Here is an 18,279-nt window from a genome sequence, read left to right as displayed (position 1 = left end):
GATTGTACACGGTAGGCATCCAATCGTCAAAACTGTATTTCAAATCATTACAATTGAATACACGAATGCCAAAAAGCCGCCCCTTTCGGGACGGCAAATGAGAGCTTAGTACAAATGACAAGCTACGAAGTGATTCGGTTCCACTTCTTTGCTAGGCGGCATGGATTCCGCACATTGCGGCATCGCTTGCGGACAACGCGTACGGAACGGACAACCGCTAGGCGGGTTGAGCGGGCTTGGTACGTCGCCTTGAAGAATGATACGCTCACGTGTGCGCTCGATTTCCGGATCTGGAATCGGAATCGCTGAAAGTAGCGATTGCGTATACGGATGCAGCGGTTTCGCGTAAAGATCATCGGATGTTGTAACTTCAACCAAGTTGCCGAGATACATAACTCCGATACGGTCAGAAATGTGCTTCACCATCGCCAAATCATGCGCGATAAACAAGTAAGTCAGGCCCATTTCCTTCTGTAATCTCTTAAACAAGTTGACAACTTGAGCTTGTACGGAAACGTCCAATGCCGAGATCGGCTCATCGGCAATAATGAATTTCGGCTCAATCGCAAGCGCCCGGGCAATCCCGATACGCTGACGTTGACCACCGGAGAACTCATGTGGGAAACGGTTCGCATGCTCATCATTCAAACCAACTGCGCGAAGCAGCTCCATAACGCGCTCCTTGCGTTTCGCACCGCTGTACAGTCCATGAATATCAATACCTTCGGCGATGATATTCCCAACTGTCATACGTGGATTCAAGGATGCGTAAGGATCTTGGAATACCATTTGCATATTCCGGTTAAATTCTTTCAGCTTTTTGCCTTTCAGCTTATGGACATCTTCGCCGTCGAAAATAACTTCGCCTTCTGTCGCATCATATAGCTTAATAATCGTTCTACCTGCCGTGGATTTACCACACCCAGATTCTCCTACGAGACCGAATGTTTCACCGCGGTTGATTTCGATGGAAAAATTGTCAACGGCTTTCAACACTTTCCCGTTACCAAGATTAAAATGCTTCTTCATATTGCGAATTTGCAGAATTGGTTTATTGGCATTAGACATGTTGATGACCTCCCACTCCAACAGGACGTTCAACTTTCGGCGCATCAGGATGCAACAGCCAGCAAGCAGAACTATGCGTCTCGGATAGCGTAGTGTGTTCCGGATCTACTTCCAAGCAGTGATTCATTGCGTATGGGCATCTAGCTGCAAATGCACAACCTTTTGGAGGTGCAAATAGATCTGGCGGCGTACCAGGAATCGGTACAAGTTCTTCGTTCGCATTTGTATCCAAGCGCGGTACGGAACGAAGCAAACCCCATGTGTACGGATGCTGCGGATTGTAGAAAATCTCGTCTACAGTTCCTTGCTCGATAATTTTACCTGCGTACATAACCACGACGCGCTGCGCCATATCAGCTACAACTCCGAGGTCATGCGTAATTAAAATAATAGATGAGTCCGTCTTCACGGAAATAGTTTTCATCAAATCGATGATTTGAGCTTGAATCGTAACGTCCAGAGCCGTTGTTGGCTCATCCGCAATTAGAAGCTTAGGAGAACAAGCCAGCGCAATCGCGATCATAACACGTTGACGCATACCACCGGAGAGCTCATGCGGATATTGATGGATACGGCCTTCCGGCGAGTTGATTCCGACAAGCTTTAAAATTTCAATAGCTTTCTCGGTTGCTGCCTTCTTGCTTAACCCTTCATGCTTGATAAGACCTTCTGTAATTTGATCGCCGATTTTCATCGTCGGATTCAGGGAGGTCATCGGATCTTGGAAAATCATACCGATTTCGGATCCGCGAATTTTTTCCATTTGTTTGTTGGAAAGTTTGGTAATATCCGTTTTTCCGTCAAACATGATAGAGCCGCTTTTTATATAACTAGGCGGAGTAGGAATTAAACGCATGAGCGTTTGTGCCGTAACGGATTTACCGCAACCGGATTCGCCTACAATCGCCAACACTTCACCTTTTTTCAAAGAAAAAGATACGCCGCGAACAGCTTGAACTTCCCCCGCATACGTACGGAAAGAAACTCGCAAATCTTTCACTTCAAGCAAATTGTCTTTGGTGCTCATCATTATTCACCCCTTCTTACTTGCGCATTTTTGGATCCAGCGCATCACGAAGCCCATCGCCGAGCAAATTGAAGCTTAACAAAATTAAGCTGAAAATGATTGTCGGGAAAATGAGGCGATGCGGATATAACCGAATATAGTTGGCGCCGTCAGACAACAAGTTACCCAGTGATGCCAGCGGCGGCTTTACGCCAAGACCGATAAAGCTTAAGAATGCTTCAGTAAAAATCGCTGATGGAACAACGAAAGTAATTTGTACGATGATGATCCCAAGTGCATTCGGAATCAAGCTGCGCAAAATGATTCTCATTGGCGATGCGCCAAGTGTGCGAGAAGCAAGTACGAATTCTTGTTCTTTGAGCGTCAGCATTTGACCGCGTACCAAACGAGCCATAGGAACCCAACCCGTTATTGCCATCGCCAAAATAATAGATGAAATACCTGAACCAATAACCATGATAAGCAGGATCGCAATCAGCAAGAATGGAATCGCATAAACGATTTCAATCGCACGCTGCATCACTTCATCCACTTTCCCGCCGTAATAAGCGGAAATACCACCATAGATAACACCGACAACTAAGTCAATCAACGCGGCCACAATCCCGATGAATAACGAGATTCGAGTTCCCCACCATACACGTGTCCACACATCACGGCCAAAGTCGTCTGTACCGAACCAATGTTGGGCGTTTGGCCCGAGATTTTTTATTTTAAGATCTTGCGTCTGATAATCGTAGCTTGAAACAAATGGAACGATAATCGCCAATACGATTAAAGCAACCAATATAATTAAGCCAGCCATAGCCAGTCTATTTTTCTTAAGTCGTCTCCAAGCGTCCTGCCAATAATTAAGCGAAGGTCTTACGATTCTTTCGCCAGTTAATGTTTCTTTTGCAACGGGAGCAAACTTGTAGCTAGTCTCTGTTGCATTATTCGGAGTTTGCATGTATTATTTCCCGCCTTTCCCAAGACGAATTCTAGGGTCTACAAAACCATACACAATGTCGGTGATAAAGATAACCAAAATAAGGATAGCTGAATAGAAAATCGTTAACCCAGAAATCATGGTGTAATCGTTGGAATAAACCGAAGAAACGAAGTGTTTACCCAAACCTGGTACAGAGAAAATTTGTTCAACGACAAGGGTACCTGTAATAACGTTTACAAATATTGGGCCGATAATGGTGATAACCGGTAATATCGCATTTCGAATTGTATGCCTTACAACAACCGTAAAGTTGGATAAACCTTTCGATTTAGCTGTTTTAATGTAATCTTGGTTAAGAACATCTAACATCGAAGTACGCATCAAGCGAGCCAAAATGGCAATGGTTCCGAATGAGAGCGCGATCGCCGGCAAAATACGATAGCTTGGTCCTTTCCACAAACCTGCTGGAAGAATCCCCCATTTAACGCCAACATAATACGAAAGCAATGGACCTAGAACAAAGGATGGGATAGAAACACCCAAAATCGCGATAAACATAGCTGTGTAATCGCCCGCTTTGTTATGTTTAAGCGCCGCAATAATCCCTAGTGTAAGACCAGCAATAATCGCAATAGCGATTGAGATCAAACCAAGTTCCAGTGAAGAAGGGAACGCTTGTTTGATAATATCTGTAACTTTGTGTGCAGGGAATTGAAAGGAAGCTCCTAGATCGCCATGGATGATATTGTTCAAGAAAGTCAAATACTGTTCCCATAACGGCTTATCTAGTCCGTATTGCTTCAGCAGCATATCTCTCGTAGCTTTAGGGATCTTTTCAGCGCCTTCTCCTAGTGGATTCCCTGGTAAGTTTTTCATCAATACGAATGTAAATGATGCGATCAGCCATAACGTGATAAGCGCATATAAGAAACGGCGAAGAATGAACTTGACCATATTGCTCCTCCTTAAATAATTTACAGCTCTAAGAAATTTAGAAGAGGCCGCTCCCACGAGGTGCGAACGGCCCCTTCCTTTGAATCATTACTTATATTTCATTAATTATTTAACAGAAGCCCATTTCAATTCCCACTCTTGACCGAAGGATGGAAGAATCAAACCATCGATATTCGGTTTTTTCAAGTAAGCGCGAGTACGGAAGTAAAGTGGTGCTACACCTTGATCGTCCATGAGGATTTTCTCAGCATCGACTAGATTTTTAGCACGTTTGGACGGATCTACTTCTGCTTGAGCTGCTTTAACTAGTTTGTCATACTCTGGGTTGCTGTAGTCACCTTCGTCAAACTCTCCGCCTGTTACCCACATATCCAAGAATGTCATTGGATCGTTGTAATCTGCGCCCCATAGGGAAAGAACGATGTCGAAGTCATGTTTGGAAGACAATTCGATACGGAGTGCGTGTGGAACCGGGTTCGCTTCTGCTTCGTATCCAAGGTTTTGTTTCCATTGTGCAAGGATGAACTCAAGTGATTTTTTAGCAGTTTCAGTGTCATCTGCATTCACTTTCATTTTTGGAAGAGCTGTCAAGCCAGCTTCTTTCAAACCTTCAGCAAGCAATTCTTTTGCTTTAGCAGCATCGAATTTTGGTTGTGTATCGCCAGCAGACTTACGGAAATCGCCTCCTGCACCGTCGGAAGTACCACCAGGTACAAGACCTGTTGAAGGTACGGAACCATTAGCAAGAACGGTATCAACATAAGCTTGACGATCGATTGCCATTCCTAACGCTTGACGGATCTTTTTGTTAGCCAAGGCTGGAACTTTTTTCGTTTGGTACATCAAGTAGGAGTTAGTCAACTCTGGTTTAGGCAGGTTGTCCGGCTTACCAGCGTACAGTTTCAATTGATCGCGGTTGATTTCAGTCAAATCAGCTGCGTCAGTTTCATACAGGTTAAGACCTGTATTGGAATCTTTTACGATGTTAATTGTTGCTTTTGTAATTTTTACGTTTGCAGCATCCCAGTACTTCTCATTTTTAACAAGTTCAAGCGTTTGGCCATGATCCCATTTGCTAAGAATGAATGGACCTGCACCGATAACTTTATCAGCTTCCGCGCCGTATTTATCGCCAGCTTTTGTTACGAAATCTTCACGTTGTGGCAAGAAAGTTCCGAACGCAAGCATTTGTGTAAAGAAAGTAACTGGTTTCTCAAGCGTGATTTGAAGTTGTTTGTCGCTGATCGCTTTTACACCAAGAGCATCTTGAGCTTTTTTAACTTCTTCAGGCGTTTTAGCTTTAGTAACAGCTTCTCCACCTTTAATCCAAGCTACTACGAAACTATATTGCCCTTTTGTAGCAGGATCTAATGTACGTTTGAAGGAATAAACGAAATCTTGTGCTTTAACAGGTTGACCGTCAGACCAATTCGCGTTGTCACGAATATCGATTGTGTAAGTCAAACCATCAGGGGAGATTTTCGGGAAATCTTTAGCAAGACCAGCAACGGCTTTGCCGTCTTTGTCTGTACGGTAAAGACCTTCGTTAAATGCGCTGATAAAGGTAAATGCAGCATTTGCTGTTGCTTTGGAGCTATCCATAATTGGCGGCTCCGCAGTGAAGTTAATTTTAATTTCTTGCGGTTTGTTGGAAGCTGGTGCTGCAGTACCTTTCGTATCTCCGGATGGGGACGCGGAAGGAGTTCCCTCATTCTTCGCGCAACCAATCGCTACGCTACCCATAAGTGTTAATGCTACTGCTGTTGTAACCCACTTTGTCGCTTTCATAAAACGCCTCCTCTAAAATTATGTATGTCTAGAATATCTATGGTTAGGTGCATTTGATAGTTTTATTAACATCAACCTCACACCTCAGACCCGAAAATAAATGAAACCGCTTCAGACATGTCATAATATCTCACGTGAACCTCTGGTAAAAAAATTTACTAGACTCTACGCAAGGAATTATAACATATAACCAAGCTTTGTCCAGACTTAATTTACCTAAGTAAGAATAAATGTTAGAAACATTGGAATTTATAGTGTCTTCCGGATTCTAATTATACAACCATCGGTCAATAAAATCTACACGATTTTCATTGTTATTTTCTACAAATCTCAAATAAATATTACAAAGAACAGAAGAAAAGTCTCTTTTTTCGTCTAATTTCAACAAAAGAGACTTTGTTTTATGTCGAAAAAATGTAATTTTTGCCAATATGGACGAAAAAAAGCAAAATGTAAAGCATCGAAAGCCCTAAAAAGCTAAGCCTCCAAACCACTCTGCTTACTTTAAGCAAGTCTGTTTTCCCTTTCAAATGCGTTTGATAACCACCAATAATACCAAAAGCAATAAGCAGAACAAGGGCGATCATCCAGAATCCAAAGTTTGTATGAAATAATTGATTCCACATTAGCGAAACCGAACCGAGTAGAAAAAAGGTCGTAACATCCATGGTCAGTCTAGTCGTCATCTTCTTATCACGAAGGAAGTAAAACACTAGAAACCATAATAAAACAAAAGTAATAAACGGTGCAACAGCCAGGACTGCATAAAGTGTGGAAATCCAATTCATCAGTACATCCATCATCTTCAACCACCTAATTTATTCTAGTGCTTTCACTAATCGGTACACCGTACGATGTGCAGGAAGATCGAGGTTCAGTTCTTCGGCCATTTGCAATAGACTTCCGTTTATGCGGTCTATTTCCGTTGTCCTGGACTGTTCGATGTCCTGTAGCATAGATGAATGATTCCTACTTGTAGCCTTACACACAGAAACAATGTTTTGCCATAATTCATCAGGCAGCTTGATCTCTTTGGCCTCAGCCACGAAACAAGCCTCTCGGTAAAGGTCCAGCATTAGTTCCTTTGTCCAAGTTGATTCCAATAACTCCCCATTTTTCACACGCAAAATAGCTGTAAGCGGATTAATCACGGCATTAATAATCAGTTTACTCCAAATTCTTACCTCCATGTTCTTCGACATCTTTGTCCGAAATCCTGCCTCTTCCAGCAAGTTTACTAACAAAAAGTGCGTGGTTTTTTTATGAACAGGATCAGTACGCTTAGACGCACCTAAGTATGTTATGCCATGACCTGTGTGAGAGACCTCGGTCTGACTTTCCCGCCTAGCTCCCTCTGTCGTCACAGCAAGAAGCAGCTTATTTTCTCTGTCATCTTCACTCAGCACATCCTCATGTCCGATTCCGTTCTGGAAACTAACGAGATAAGTAATCTCTGAGCGCCGAGAATCTATATATTGCGCGAGTTCTTTCGTAATTGCAGGTTGCTTGACCATGAGAAATATATAATCATATGGTTGTACAGGACCGGTAGCACGAGTCAAAGAATCCTTGTCGTCTTGGTAATGACTAAATTCTATGAAACCGCCGCGAGTTGTTCTAATTCGCTCGGTCGTTCCGCGTAGCATTATGCCATCTTGAGCAAGCAGGTCGGCTTGTTCTTTTGTTCGTGTAATTACAGTTAACTTTTCACAAAAAGCAGACAATTTTGCAGCAAATAAAAGACCTAACGAGCCTGCTCCAACTATCATCATTCGCATTCCAGTTCCTCCACTCATAGCATTCGTCATCATTATACAACAAAAAAGCCTCAGTCCAAGGATTCACCTTGATCTGAAGCTTTTCTTTGAACTATACAGCAGGTTGGTTTACTCTACTCTCTCTAAATTGCCGTTCGCATCCATCTTGAAACGCGGCTTCTCTTCTTCCTCTTCTTCCACCAAAAAGGCCATCTTCCGCGCACGGTCCATAATTTGAATCAGCGCCTTGTAATCATCATTAACAACCCGATAGTCTGTTTCAACTTCGTTCACTTGTTTATTGAGCTTATTGTTTTCTCTGCCCAATCTATCTAGTTCGTCTTCTTTGTCCTGCAGTTCTTTTTCCAAGTTTTTAATATGACGATTCATTTCTTGATACGTATTTCTCCATTGTCTCAAGAACCTGATCACGGCATCAATAGATAACGTTTCTTCTGTAAAAGCTTCCGTTTTGCCCGTTGACAATTCCGGAGCATCCAATAACCCAATGGAAGATGATCCGGAAATGGATACAGCCGCATGTTTTTTAAGCTGTGTCCTTTTCTGGCGCTGAGCTTTCGCAATTTGGATGGCCGCCTCGTATTTTTTTCTTACAAAACTGTTCCATCGAAATCCGCATGCTGCTGCCGTACGTCCAATTCGCTCCCCAACTTCTTCAAACGCAGATAATTGCGTACTTCCCTCTCTAATGTGACGCAAAGTCACTTCCGCTAAGATCAAATCGTCTTCATCGCTCCAAGCATCTTGTCTTATAGCCGACATAAGGTTAAACCTCCTAACATAATGTACAGATGCAACGAACTGAAAGAGGTGAACCCAAGATTCAGAGGGCCATCTTTCAGTATGAATAAAGAAGAACCAATTCGTGAGTACCCGTGTATAAATTGATTCGTGCCATTATTACTATTTCTATGCCCGTACTAGAGTTCATAGAATCTATTTGATACTAAATGGTATTGCCAAATTTTTTGACACTCATACATGGGATTCCGATAAAAAGACATACTACATCTATATGATGAAATGTTTGCAATTTCGTCACCGTTTGACGGTTTACACTGTTCAGTTCAAAAGGTATAATGTGTTGTAGTTAAAGTGCAACGTGGTACGAGAGGGGGATGTAACGAGAATGGATCGCATGTTTCGGGTTCTAGGTTTTTGGACACTTGTTATCGCACTGATGAGTTTAGCTGGCGATATGATACCTATGTCTCTGATTTTCTTTTTCCAAACAGCTGTATTCGTCATTCTAGGCTATATGCGCTTGTCAGAACGAACTTACATATTGTTGTTCTGGGGATATATGATTATTTCCTTCAGTGGGTTTACGTACTGGTCATTTTTCAAAATGTCCATTTAGTACAAGGACAACAACAAACAAAAAGGTGAGCCGATGGTTGTCCATCGGTTCACCTTTTTTCATTTCGCAGCAATCAGCACCTTGAACAGTTCGCTCATTTGATCACTAAGGAGCAACTGCCTGATGGCCCTGTTGCGCTTAGAAACTTCACTAAAGGGATTGGGATCGTAATGATTTTGCAATTTTTCCAAAATACCACGTTCCACTAGAAAATCTTTCTGTGTCACAAGCCGGCAATTGGCAAAACCACTCTGAAGAGCAGCTGCTTCCACCGCACTAAAGTTTACATGGGAAGTTAGATCCTGTTCACCTTGATAGATCCACGGATTCTCGTGCGCTTGGTGCTTCCGGTAGCACATCAATGTGCCCAAGTGCCTGTGGGCCGCGAACAACTCTTCTTCGGCGTCGCCATAGTCAATTATAAGACAACTGCCGCTAGTCATCCGCTTGGAAATTCGTGATATCCAAGCTCCGCTCTCAAGATTAAGCTCACCGACTTGGCCATCTAACCAATGAACCTTTAGACAGTCTATGGTGTCTAATAGAGGCTTGGACTTAATAGGAAGCCAAATCTCACTAAAAATCCGATCTCGTTCCTGCCACTTGACATAAGATTCCTGATAAATCCCATCTACATATCGGATTCGATGGACCGGAAAAGCATCCAACAGTTCATTTGCCAAAATAAACATATTCGCTTGAGGTTCCTCATCCAACCATTCCTGCTCACTTGTAAACCGAAGAAGCTGCTCGTGCATATGCAAAGCAGTACGCTGAAGTCCACGGTGAAAAGCACTAGTTTCAATTATCGTATAGGTTACTCGTTCGTAAACAGACGGTGCACTTCTTTTCAATTCATCCAAGAGATGTTGGGCCATGCGACCGTTTCCCCCGCCCCACTCAACGAGATGCAGCGGTTCCGAACCGAGAAGTTCCCTTCTCTGAAGCTCATCTCCAATAAAGGAGGCTATCATTTCCCCCATCACAGATCCGATGGAAGAACTGGTATAAAAATCGCCTTCTTTCCCGATTTTGAGGCTATCATTTCGATAATACCCATAAGGTTCGCTATAGAGGCATAGCTCCATATAGTCCCGGAACGAAATCGCCTGTTTTTCTGCGGTATGTATGGCGTGAATGATCGTTGAAACCAATTCCGGATGTCCGAGTTTAATTTCCATTTGAAGCCATCTCCATTTCTTTACTTAAAGACAAAGCAGCAGGAAACCATTATAATGAATAAGGATCATGGAAGGAGAGACAAAACACGCATGTCAAAGAAATGGATAACCCTTACAGCGGTAACAGCCATCAGCTTGCTATCGTTGACAGCTTGTACAGACAATACAAAAGTAAAAGAAGCTTTGGAACAATCTCTCAATAAACAGAAGGAAATGAAATCTTACACCTTTGAAGGTAGCACAACACTCGCCTTCAGTGATGCTTTGTTGAAAACATCCAACCCTTTGACGAATAGCCTTTTAACTTTGGTCAAAGACAGCACGATAGATTGGAAAGGAATCAGCAATGTAGAACCGCTCCAATTCCAAACGGATTTGAAAATTACCCCTAAGGGCTCTACGTCCCCTTTCGAGATACCAATTCTCATTAAAGATAACAAAATGTATTTTAATATGCCAGCATTAAATAAGACGGCGGACGAGTATTATGCGATTGATTTGCAGCAAATGAGCCAAACCAGCAAGAGTCCATTAACGTTGGATACGTTGAAAAACACTTCTCAACTTTCCACCTCATTAGGCAATCTAGTATTTAGCGGCATTGATCCAAAATGGTACAAAGAAGCCAAGGAGCCTGTCAAGCTAAAGGACGGATCAACAGCCAAGTCCATCAGTGTTGAGCTTACAAGCAAAAATGAGAAAGACATTAATACCGTGTTTCAAACTAAGCTGCCTGAGTTTATCGGAACTCTTCAAAATAACGGCTTTATACCGGCCGACAAAGCGGATCAGCTAAAGAAATCACCGCCTGGTGCCATCCAGCTGAAAGCTCCAAGCAAAATGTTCGTCGCGATTGACGACAGCGGTTTTATCCGAGATCAATCCATCGATGTTGTGTTTCAAATGACCGTGGATGGCAAGCCCCAAGAGAACCATATCGTCCTTCATCAAACGTACGACGCTATCAATCAAGCAACTGCTTTAACGAAGGAAGTACCGAAGAATGTCAAAAGTTTTGATGAGATTCTGAAGCTCATAGCGCCTGTCAAAAAATAAGAAACCTATAGGAAATACTTACTTCGTCCCCCGAGGTAAGTATTTTTTTGTGCTTCAATTAATAGAAATATGATAATCTGTTCATAGGGGGAGAATGCGTTCAATGAGATATAAATTCCTAGCCATGATGTTGTCCATCCTGCTGATGATGCAGCTTACGCTTCCGCTCCATCCTGCTCTAGCTGAAGAGAAACAGCCAGGAGTTGACGAAGCCAAGGAACTCGTCCAGAAAGGACTTACCATTTTTGAAATCGATAAAGAAGTAAACCGGCTTAATGAACAAGACGCCAAAATTGTCCTGCAAATCAAGCAAAATGAACAAGATATCACGAAACAAAACAGTCATGTTGACAGCACTCGCAAACACGCCGGCAATGTGATGAGGGCATATTACACAGGAGATCGGGATTCGATCTGGATGCTGCTGTTTTCCGTTCGTTCTTTCGCCGATGCTTTGCGCATGTTCGAGTATTTGCAAATGATCATATCCAATGATCACCGCGCGTTAGCAGCTTTTACAGATTCGTTTAATAAATTGAAAAGCTTACAAAAAGAGCTCGAAACATCCCGTGCCGATCTGCAAAAAACGAAAGATAACTATCTTGGGCAGCGGGAAAGGCTCGTCAAACTCCAAGATGAATTGGACAAACAACTCGCAGTCAGCGCTCAAGCTGGGGTCATTCAAGAACAGATAAAGAGTTTAAACGATCAATGGAAATCAGAAGGCGTCCCTTTGTTCCGCGAGTATTTGAAAAATTTGTCCGCGGCATTTCGGGAACTCCCGCAATATGTAACGAAAGAAAATAAATTCATGGACTTATCTTCTATCAAAAATCCGGTCATTACGATCAGCGATACGGATTTCAACGCCTATCTGCACGGCAAAAATGAGTCGCTGCAAAATTTGAATTTTCAATTTACCGACGGTTCCATTATCGCAAAAGGTCAAAAAGATCAAATTCAGATGACAATCGAAGGCCGGTTCTTGTTGAAGGAAAATCCCGACATGAATGAAGTTCGGTTTGCGGTGGATAAGCTTGAATTCAACGGTTTTCAGCTGCCAGATACGACAATTGAAGATTTCTCGAAGGAATTCCAACTAGGCTTCATCCCCAAAAAAATCGTCAGTTACCTGGATGTCGTCAGTGTGGAAACGAAAAACGGCACCGCAGTTGTGAAACTCAAATTATCCCTGTAAACTAGCTATGGATAATTAAATAAAGTGAGGACTTAGCATGGAAGCAAAAATTGGACTTTTAATGGATGTACCTGATGGCAAGCTGGTTGATTTCTATACGCAAATCGAAAAAGCTCTGGCAGGCAAAGCAAACGTCTTCGATCAAGACAACGAAATGATCATTGTCAGCTCGGAAGCCGAGAAATTCGCCGTTATAGAGGTGATGGCGGGACTCAACGTTAATACAGATCAAATGAAATTGCTGCTGCTGCCATCAGATGCTGAGTTAACGGATCTTTTCAGCGATTATGGATTTACTAGCGAAGGTGAGAATAACTACTTGTACGAGAAGCTGGTCGTCTCCTTCCGATTTACAGAAGACAGCAAGCAAGCGGATGTCGATCAAGCCTCGCTGCAAATCGAAGAACATCTTCTTGCCCTTTACAAGGATCATGGCCGTGATATTTATGTTGTCGATCGTCAGCTCGAAGAGCTTATGCAAGGCATCGCCAAAGCTTATCGATGCCGCATCGAAGTGCTCGCATAACACACAAATAAACCCCTCTTTCCCAGATCATCCGGGAGGAGGGGTTTATTCGTACTAGAGTAAATCAGCCGCTAACTGGGCCAAATGGGAACGTTCGCCTCGCTCCAGCGTAATATGACCGCTGATGCCCTCTTGCTTGAACCGTTCGACCACGTAGGTTAATCCGTTGCTGGAAGCATCCAGATAAGGATGATCAATTTGATCTGGATCGCCTAATAGAACGATTTTGCTGCCTTCGCCAACCCGAGATACGATCGTTTTGATCTCGTGTTTGGATAAGTTTTGTGCCTCATCGATAATGATGAACTGTCCTGGGATGGAACGCCCACGAATGTAAGTGAGTGCTTCGACTTGAATGCTGCCGAGACCAGCCAGTACCTTCTCAATATCTCCGGGTTTCTTCGTATCAAACAAATACTCGAGATTATCATAGATCGGCTGCATCCATGGGCGCAGCTTCTCTTCTTTTTCGCCAGGCAGATAACCAATATCCTTGCCCATAGGAACAACTGGTCGAGCAATAAGCAGCTTTTTGTATTTGCGGTCATCTTCAATTTTCATGAGACCCGCAGCAAGCGTTAATAGCGTCTTACCAGTTCCCGCTTTCCCAGTCAGGGTGACGAGCGGGATATCGTCATTGAGCAAAAGCTCAAGAGCCATGCGCTGCTGCGCATTTCGCGCGGCAATTCCCCAGATGGGATCGTTACTCATAAAGAGCGGCTCAAGTTTTTTGGCATCTGTCGTTACTTTCAGCAGAGCGGATTTCGAAGAACCCAGCTCATCCCGTAAGATAACAAATTCATGCGGGTGAAGCATATAACCCAAATTCAATGAAGTCACGGTTAAGAACCGATATGAGTAAAATTCGTCAATCACAGACGGATGAACATATAAGGTGATGCAGCCTGTGTACATATCTGTTTGAGCTACGATGCGATCGGTTAAATAGTCTTGTGCAGGAATGCCCAGCACATCAGCTTTGATCCGTACCAGCGTATCTTTACTAACGATGATAACAGGCCTCGGAATATCATTCGCCTGCTCTTCCAGATGATAGTTGAGCGCCACGGCAAGTATGCGGTTATCATTGGTTAATTCAGAGAAAGTATCCTGCAGCTTCGCAAAACTTCGATGGTTAAGCTCCACTTTAATGCTTCCGCCTCGTTCAAGGCTAATGCCGTCAGACAAGGTACCTTTGGTCCTTAATCCATCAAGTAATCGGGAGACATGTCTCGCATTTCGGCCTATTTCATCCGCATTTCGTTTCTTAGAATCGATTTCCTCCAACACCACGGCGGGTATGACTACTTCATTATCTTCGAACGCGAATAATGCATTAGGGTCCTGAAGCAGTACATTGGTATCTAACACGTAAATTTTTTTCATTGGTGTGTCCCCTCCCAGATTTGGCGTCAGATCATTGGTTATATTTCATACATACAACCTAGCTGTGCAGGACAAACTAAACGCGAGATTCAAGGAAAGGATCGATTCAAGTGAGACTATTGTGCGTATTATCGTTGGTACTGACCCTCGCGGTTGGCTGTAGTCAAGCGCCGAAAAGCGGTGCCCCCTCTCAAGATACAAATCAAAAACAAGTAAAGGTACAACAAATTGCTCCACAAAAGCTGGAGATCAAAGATTCTAAAGCTGTTGCGGAACGTTTGGAAAGCCTAGCCACCAGTATCCCGCAAGTTGAAAGTGCGCATTGTGTTGTATTCGGCAATACTGCTGTCGTTGGCATCAACCTCAGAAAAGATATGGATCGCTCGAGAGTGGGCACCGTCAAATATTCGGTAGCGGAAGCTCTCAAAAAAGATCCCTATGGTGTGAATGCCATCGTAACAGCAGATCTTGATCTAGATCAACGGCTGCGCAACATTCGGGATAACGTAAAAGCAGGAAGGCCGATTACCGGGTTCGCTGAGCAAATGGCGGATATCATGGGTCGGGCTATGCCGCAATTGCCGCGTGATATACGCAATCCCCAAGACAATACAGGACCTAATGACGCGAACCAGGCCGGGAATCCAAATCCATAATTCGCGGAAAGATAACAAAAAGCCTGACTGCACACAGCAGATCTAGGCTTTTTTTATCGCATCAAAAACTTGGCCGGATGGCTTGACAATTACTCGGCACGCAAAAGTTTTCTCATATTCAACTGTTGTCATCATTGGGGCGCGATCAATTAATTGCTCCGGTAAAGCTGTGATGTGTTCAGCCATATCGCTTGCGCCTCCTACTAGGTGGTTGAAAACGCTACTTACACTAACAGTATAGCATAGCTGGTGGCAAGCGTTCCACCATTATGTATCTATTTTCAGGTCATGCGAACACTCCTTTTTAACCCAGATATACCTTATTGTACGTAGGATTAAAAAAGTTATGTCGCCAAAATTCCTGCCTATTGATTATTGTAAATAGGATTGGCATTAATATCATCCAGTAGCTTTTCAGCGGATTCACGATCGAAGCTTTGTCTGCTCTTGATTCCTTCACGTTCATAGGAAATGTGAATTTTCATTGGATCCGTTTCGTCAACTAGTTCAATATGGCATACGCCATGATCCTCATGCAGCATCATTGCAAAAAAATCAAGTGTTTCTTTGGCAGCCTCGTCACTTGGTCTTGCTTCACTGACGATCTGCATTTGCAGCCAATTGAAAAAAGTATCTTGGAGATTCATTTTAATGCCCATCCTCTCTGAGTAAAATGACATCATAACCCGACTCCAACCAACGAAGCCATTGATTTATCCAATTGCTATGTTCAGAATCCACATCACACTTCAAGGAGGAGACAAGCTCAAGAGCCTCTTTACGTGTAAGCAAACGGTCAAGAAAGGATTCTGCACAATGCGAGAGATGAAAGGGCTTACCATCAAAGCTGATCGCCTTAGACTGCTCGAGATCCAGCTCTACAAGTTCTGAGCCGCATAACTCCTCGTCGTCGCTTAAGAGCAGGCTGGATTTAAACATCGCAAGCAATCTGGGGTGCTTCCCATTTGCCATTTCTCGGAACGACTCCAACGCTTTCAATGGCGTGCAATTGATACGGTCAGCCCCAAGCATTAATGGCGAATTATTCACAATTGGAGTTAGCCAATATCTCGTCATTCCGGGTTACTGCTCCCGCTTCTTTTTTCGATAAAATAACGTACCCGAACTAGAAACATAAGAGAAATGGCTACAGTCAAGCAAAGTACAATCGGCAGTCCTACCAGCTGAAAACCAAGCAGCATGATGGAACCGATGGCCATAAGCAAGTATACAACGGCTGTCTTAAGAACCGGTAATTTGCGAGTCCGAAAAACTTTGTTATACACATAAGACATAAATATGAAGATTAACAAATAAGTGATGTAAATGTGATTTCCAAACCATTCATTCAACGCTGTCAATACCATACACTCCATTTCGCTTCAAAAGTAAAGTCAACTTATTTATTATCGCTTAATTGCACAAATAAATAAAGGGAAATGCAGCCGGAAGGCTGACATTTCCCCTATTTAGAACACTTTGTGAACTAGACGTTCGCTTCAGCCACTTTACGTTGTTTCTCAGCACGTTCACGTTCGCTTTTGTTCAAGATCTTTTTGCGAATACGAACGGATTTTGGCGTAATTTCGCAGTACTCATCATCGTTCAAATACTCAAGAGCTTGCTCCAAAGAGTATACGCGAGGAGTTTTCATTTTCACGGTTTCCTCTTTGTTCGCGGAACGGATGTTGTTTACCGCTTTTTCTTTACAAATGTTCACGATGATATCGTTGTCGCGTGTGTGCTCACCAACGATCATGCCTTCGTAAACTTCCGTTTGTGGGTGAACGAACAGGATACCGCGATCTTCTACGGAAAGAATTCCGTACAGCGTGGAAACGCCTGTTTCGCTGGATACAAGCACGCCTTCATGACGTCCACCAACGTTAGCTCCTTGGTATGGACCATAGCTGTCGAAAGCGTGGTTCATAATTCCATAACCACGAGTCAATGTTAAGAAGTTCGTTCTGTAACCGATCAAACCACGTGCTGGAATCAAGAACTCAAGACGAACGTTGCCGCTGCCGTTGTTGATCATATTGACCATTTCCGCTTTACGTGAGCCTAAGCTCTCCATAACGGAACCCATGCTGTCTTCTGGAACGTCGATGATCAAACGCTCGATCGGCTCCATTTTTTGACCGTCAACTTGACGGATGATAACTTCCGGTTTGGAAACTTGCAATTCAAAGCCTTCACGACGCATGTTTTCGATCAAAATACCTAAGTGAAGCTCACCGCGGCCAGATACGATGAAAGCATCAGGGCTGTCGGTATCTTCAACGCGTAAACTTACGTCTGTTTCAAGTTCTTTGTACAGACGCTCACGAATTTTACGGGAAGTAACCCATTTACCTTCGCGACCTGCGAACGGCGAGTTATTCACGACAAATGTCATTTGCAGTGTCGGCTCATCGATTTTCAATACCGGCAAAGCTTCAGGGTTCGCTGGATCTGCTACCGTTTCACCAATGTTGATATCTTTGATACCGGCTATGGCAATGATGTCCCCTGCAGCCGCTTCTTCAATCTCAATTCGTTTCAAACCATTGAAGCCGAATAGCTTCTCGATTCTCGCTTGCTTTTGACCGCCTTCACGAGTCATAACCGCAACGGTTTGGCCTTGACGGATTTTACCGCGGTTCACACGACCTACGCCGATACGACCAAGGTATTCGTTGTAATCCATCAGTGTAACGAGGAATTGCAGCGGTTGATCCACATCTTCAGTTGGAGAAGGAATGTGTGTAACGATTGTTTCATAGATAGCTTCCATGTTCTGATCTTGTTTATCAGGGTCAAGACTGGAAGTACCTTGTAACGCGGAAGCATAAACCACGTGGAAATCAAGCTGCTCATCCGTAGCACCAAGTTCAATGAACAAGTCTAGCACTTCATCCACAACTTCAGCTGGACGAGCGTTCGGACGGTCAATTTTGTTAACGACAACAACAGGCTTCAAGTTGCTTTCAAGGGCTTTGCGAAGAACGAACTTGGTTTGCGGCATTGTACCTTCGAAGGCATCAACAACGAGCAAAACGCCGTCAACCATCTTCATGATACGTTCTACTTCACCGCCAAAGTCGGCGTGTCCAGGTGTATCTACGATATTAATAAGGTAATCTTTATAATTAATCGCTGTATTTTTTGCAAGAATGGTAATACCGCGTTCTCTTTCGAGATCGTTTGAGTCCATCGCTCTTTCTTGGACAGCTTCATTGTCACGGAATGTACCGGATTGTTGAAGTAATTTATCAACGAGTGTTGTTTTGCCGTGGTCAACGTGAGCGATAATTGCAATATTGCGGATCTTTTCTCTTGCTTGCATGAATGTCAAACCCTCTCTACCCTATAATTTTCGTCTCTGTTC

General features: G+C 43.4%; 20 protein-coding genes. 5 read left to right on the top strand and 15 right to left on the bottom strand.

The annotated features are described in order from the left end of the window. Positions 1-105: 105 nt before the first annotated feature. The 8 genes from ACUN27_RS13675 to ACUN27_RS13640 all read right to left on the bottom strand — a co-directional run bounded on the left by ACUN27_RS13675 (position 106) and on the right by ACUN27_RS13640 (position 8,308). Complete coding sequence (locus tag ACUN27_RS13675) at positions 106-1,068, bottom strand: ABC transporter ATP-binding protein (RefSeq protein ID WP_157321594.1); 963 nt, start codon at positions 1,066-1,068, stop codon at positions 106-108. Beyond that, the gene (locus ACUN27_RS13670; RefSeq protein ID WP_246239275.1) at positions 1,061-2,095 is read right to left on the bottom strand and encodes an ABC transporter ATP-binding protein; all 1,035 of its coding nucleotides are present in this window, start codon (positions 2,093-2,095) and stop codon (positions 1,061-1,063) included. Before ACUN27_RS13670 ends, ACUN27_RS13675 begins: the two co-directional genes overlap by 8 nt. Before the next feature lie 16 nt (positions 2,096-2,111). Then, the gene (locus ACUN27_RS13665) at positions 2,112-3,044 is read right to left on the bottom strand and encodes an ABC transporter permease (protein WP_315951399.1); all 933 of its coding nucleotides are present in this window, start codon (positions 3,042-3,044) and stop codon (positions 2,112-2,114) included. Positions 3,045-3,047: 3 nt separating this feature from the next. Continuing rightward, positions 3,048-3,980 carry an ABC transporter permease gene (locus tag ACUN27_RS13660; protein WP_315951400.1) on the bottom strand — a complete coding sequence of 311 codons (933 nt, stop codon included), beginning with the start codon at positions 3,978-3,980 and terminating at the stop codon, positions 3,048-3,050. A 105-nt stretch (positions 3,981-4,085) separates the two neighbouring features. Then, a complete protein-coding gene (locus ACUN27_RS13655; protein ID WP_315951401.1) occupies positions 4,086-5,768 on the bottom strand; it encodes a peptide ABC transporter substrate-binding protein in 1,683 nt (560 codons plus the stop codon). A 401-nt stretch (positions 5,769-6,169) separates the two neighbouring features. Continuing rightward, the gene (locus ACUN27_RS13650) at positions 6,170-6,571 is read right to left on the bottom strand and encodes a DUF3397 domain-containing protein (RefSeq protein ID WP_315951403.1); all 402 of its coding nucleotides are present in this window, start codon (positions 6,569-6,571) and stop codon (positions 6,170-6,172) included. A 15-nt stretch (positions 6,572-6,586) separates the two neighbouring features. Continuing rightward, on the bottom strand, positions 6,587-7,546 hold the full coding sequence (locus tag ACUN27_RS13645; protein WP_315951404.1) for a ketopantoate reductase family protein: 960 nt from the start codon (positions 7,544-7,546) through the stop codon (positions 6,587-6,589). Between the two features lie 108 nt (positions 7,547-7,654). Continuing rightward, complete coding sequence (locus ACUN27_RS13640; RefSeq protein ID WP_315951405.1) at positions 7,655-8,308, bottom strand: RsfA family transcriptional regulator; 654 nt, start codon at positions 8,306-8,308, stop codon at positions 7,655-7,657. A 367-nt stretch (positions 8,309-8,675) separates the two neighbouring features. On the opposite strand from ACUN27_RS13640, the gene ACUN27_RS13635 reads away from it, so the two are divergent. Continuing rightward, positions 8,676-8,906, top strand: coding sequence for a DUF2626 domain-containing protein (locus ACUN27_RS13635; protein WP_028558057.1), 231 nt, complete (start codon positions 8,676-8,678; stop codon positions 8,904-8,906). Between the two features lie 59 nt (positions 8,907-8,965). Here the strand turns inward: ACUN27_RS13635 and ACUN27_RS13630 are convergent, their stop codons facing one another. Beyond that, the gene (locus ACUN27_RS13630) at positions 8,966-10,087 is read right to left on the bottom strand and encodes a class I SAM-dependent methyltransferase (protein WP_445559037.1); all 1,122 of its coding nucleotides are present in this window, start codon (positions 10,085-10,087) and stop codon (positions 8,966-8,968) included. Positions 10,088-10,177: 90 nt separating this feature from the next. Between ACUN27_RS13630 and ACUN27_RS13625 the strand changes: the two genes are divergently transcribed. The 3 genes from ACUN27_RS13625 to ACUN27_RS13615 all read left to right on the top strand — a co-directional run bounded on the left by ACUN27_RS13625 (position 10,178) and on the right by ACUN27_RS13615 (position 12,867). Beyond that, on the top strand, positions 10,178-11,143 hold the full coding sequence (locus ACUN27_RS13625) for a hypothetical protein (protein WP_445559036.1): 966 nt from the start codon (positions 10,178-10,180) through the stop codon (positions 11,141-11,143). A 103-nt stretch (positions 11,144-11,246) separates the two neighbouring features. Continuing rightward, entirely contained in the window at positions 11,247-12,341 is a 1,095-nt protein-coding gene (locus tag ACUN27_RS13620; RefSeq protein ID WP_326060561.1) for a coiled-coil domain-containing protein, read from the top strand. A gap of 37 nt (positions 12,342-12,378) precedes the next feature. After that, on the top strand, positions 12,379-12,867 hold the full coding sequence (locus tag ACUN27_RS13615) for a hypothetical protein (protein WP_315951415.1): 489 nt from the start codon (positions 12,379-12,381) through the stop codon (positions 12,865-12,867). 54 nt (positions 12,868-12,921) lie between these two features. Here the strand turns inward: ACUN27_RS13615 and ACUN27_RS13610 are convergent, their stop codons facing one another. Beyond that, positions 12,922-14,253, bottom strand: a complete 1,332-nt coding sequence (locus ACUN27_RS13610; RefSeq protein WP_127451916.1) for a PhoH family protein — start codon at positions 14,251-14,253, stop codon at positions 12,922-12,924. A gap of 110 nt (positions 14,254-14,363) precedes the next feature. Here ACUN27_RS13610 and ACUN27_RS13605 point away from each other — a divergent pair, with 110 nt between their 5' ends. Then, on the top strand, positions 14,364-14,909 hold the full coding sequence (locus tag ACUN27_RS13605) for a YhcN/YlaJ family sporulation lipoprotein (RefSeq protein WP_315951419.1): 546 nt from the start codon (positions 14,364-14,366) through the stop codon (positions 14,907-14,909). A 42-nt stretch (positions 14,910-14,951) separates the two neighbouring features. Here the strand turns inward: ACUN27_RS13605 and ACUN27_RS13600 are convergent, their stop codons facing one another. The 5 genes from ACUN27_RS13600 to typA form a co-directional block, all read right to left on the bottom strand. Next, positions 14,952-15,095 carry a hypothetical protein gene (locus ACUN27_RS13600; protein ID WP_315951421.1) on the bottom strand — a complete coding sequence of 48 codons (144 nt, stop codon included), beginning with the start codon at positions 15,093-15,095 and terminating at the stop codon, positions 14,952-14,954. A gap of 179 nt (positions 15,096-15,274) precedes the next feature. Continuing rightward, the gene (locus tag ACUN27_RS13595; protein ID WP_326060563.1) at positions 15,275-15,556 is read right to left on the bottom strand and encodes a hypothetical protein; all 282 of its coding nucleotides are present in this window, start codon (positions 15,554-15,556) and stop codon (positions 15,275-15,277) included. A gap of 1 nt (position 15,557) precedes the next feature. Continuing rightward, the gene (locus ACUN27_RS13590; protein WP_326060564.1) at positions 15,558-15,986 is read right to left on the bottom strand and encodes a hypothetical protein; all 429 of its coding nucleotides are present in this window, start codon (positions 15,984-15,986) and stop codon (positions 15,558-15,560) included. Next, complete coding sequence (locus ACUN27_RS13585; RefSeq protein WP_315951425.1) at positions 15,983-16,270, bottom strand: YlaH-like family protein; 288 nt, start codon at positions 16,268-16,270, stop codon at positions 15,983-15,985. The genes ACUN27_RS13590 and ACUN27_RS13585 overlap by 4 nt, the downstream gene beginning before the upstream one ends. A gap of 125 nt (positions 16,271-16,395) precedes the next feature. Beyond that, positions 16,396-18,237, bottom strand: a complete 1,842-nt coding sequence (typA, locus tag ACUN27_RS13580) for a translational GTPase TypA (protein WP_315951427.1) — start codon at positions 18,235-18,237, stop codon at positions 16,396-16,398. Between the last annotated feature and the right edge of the window lie 42 nt (positions 18,238-18,279).

It is taken from the genome of Paenibacillus sp. WC2504 (assembly GCF_052682475.1).
This window is presented reverse-complemented; position numbering and strand designations above follow the sequence as displayed.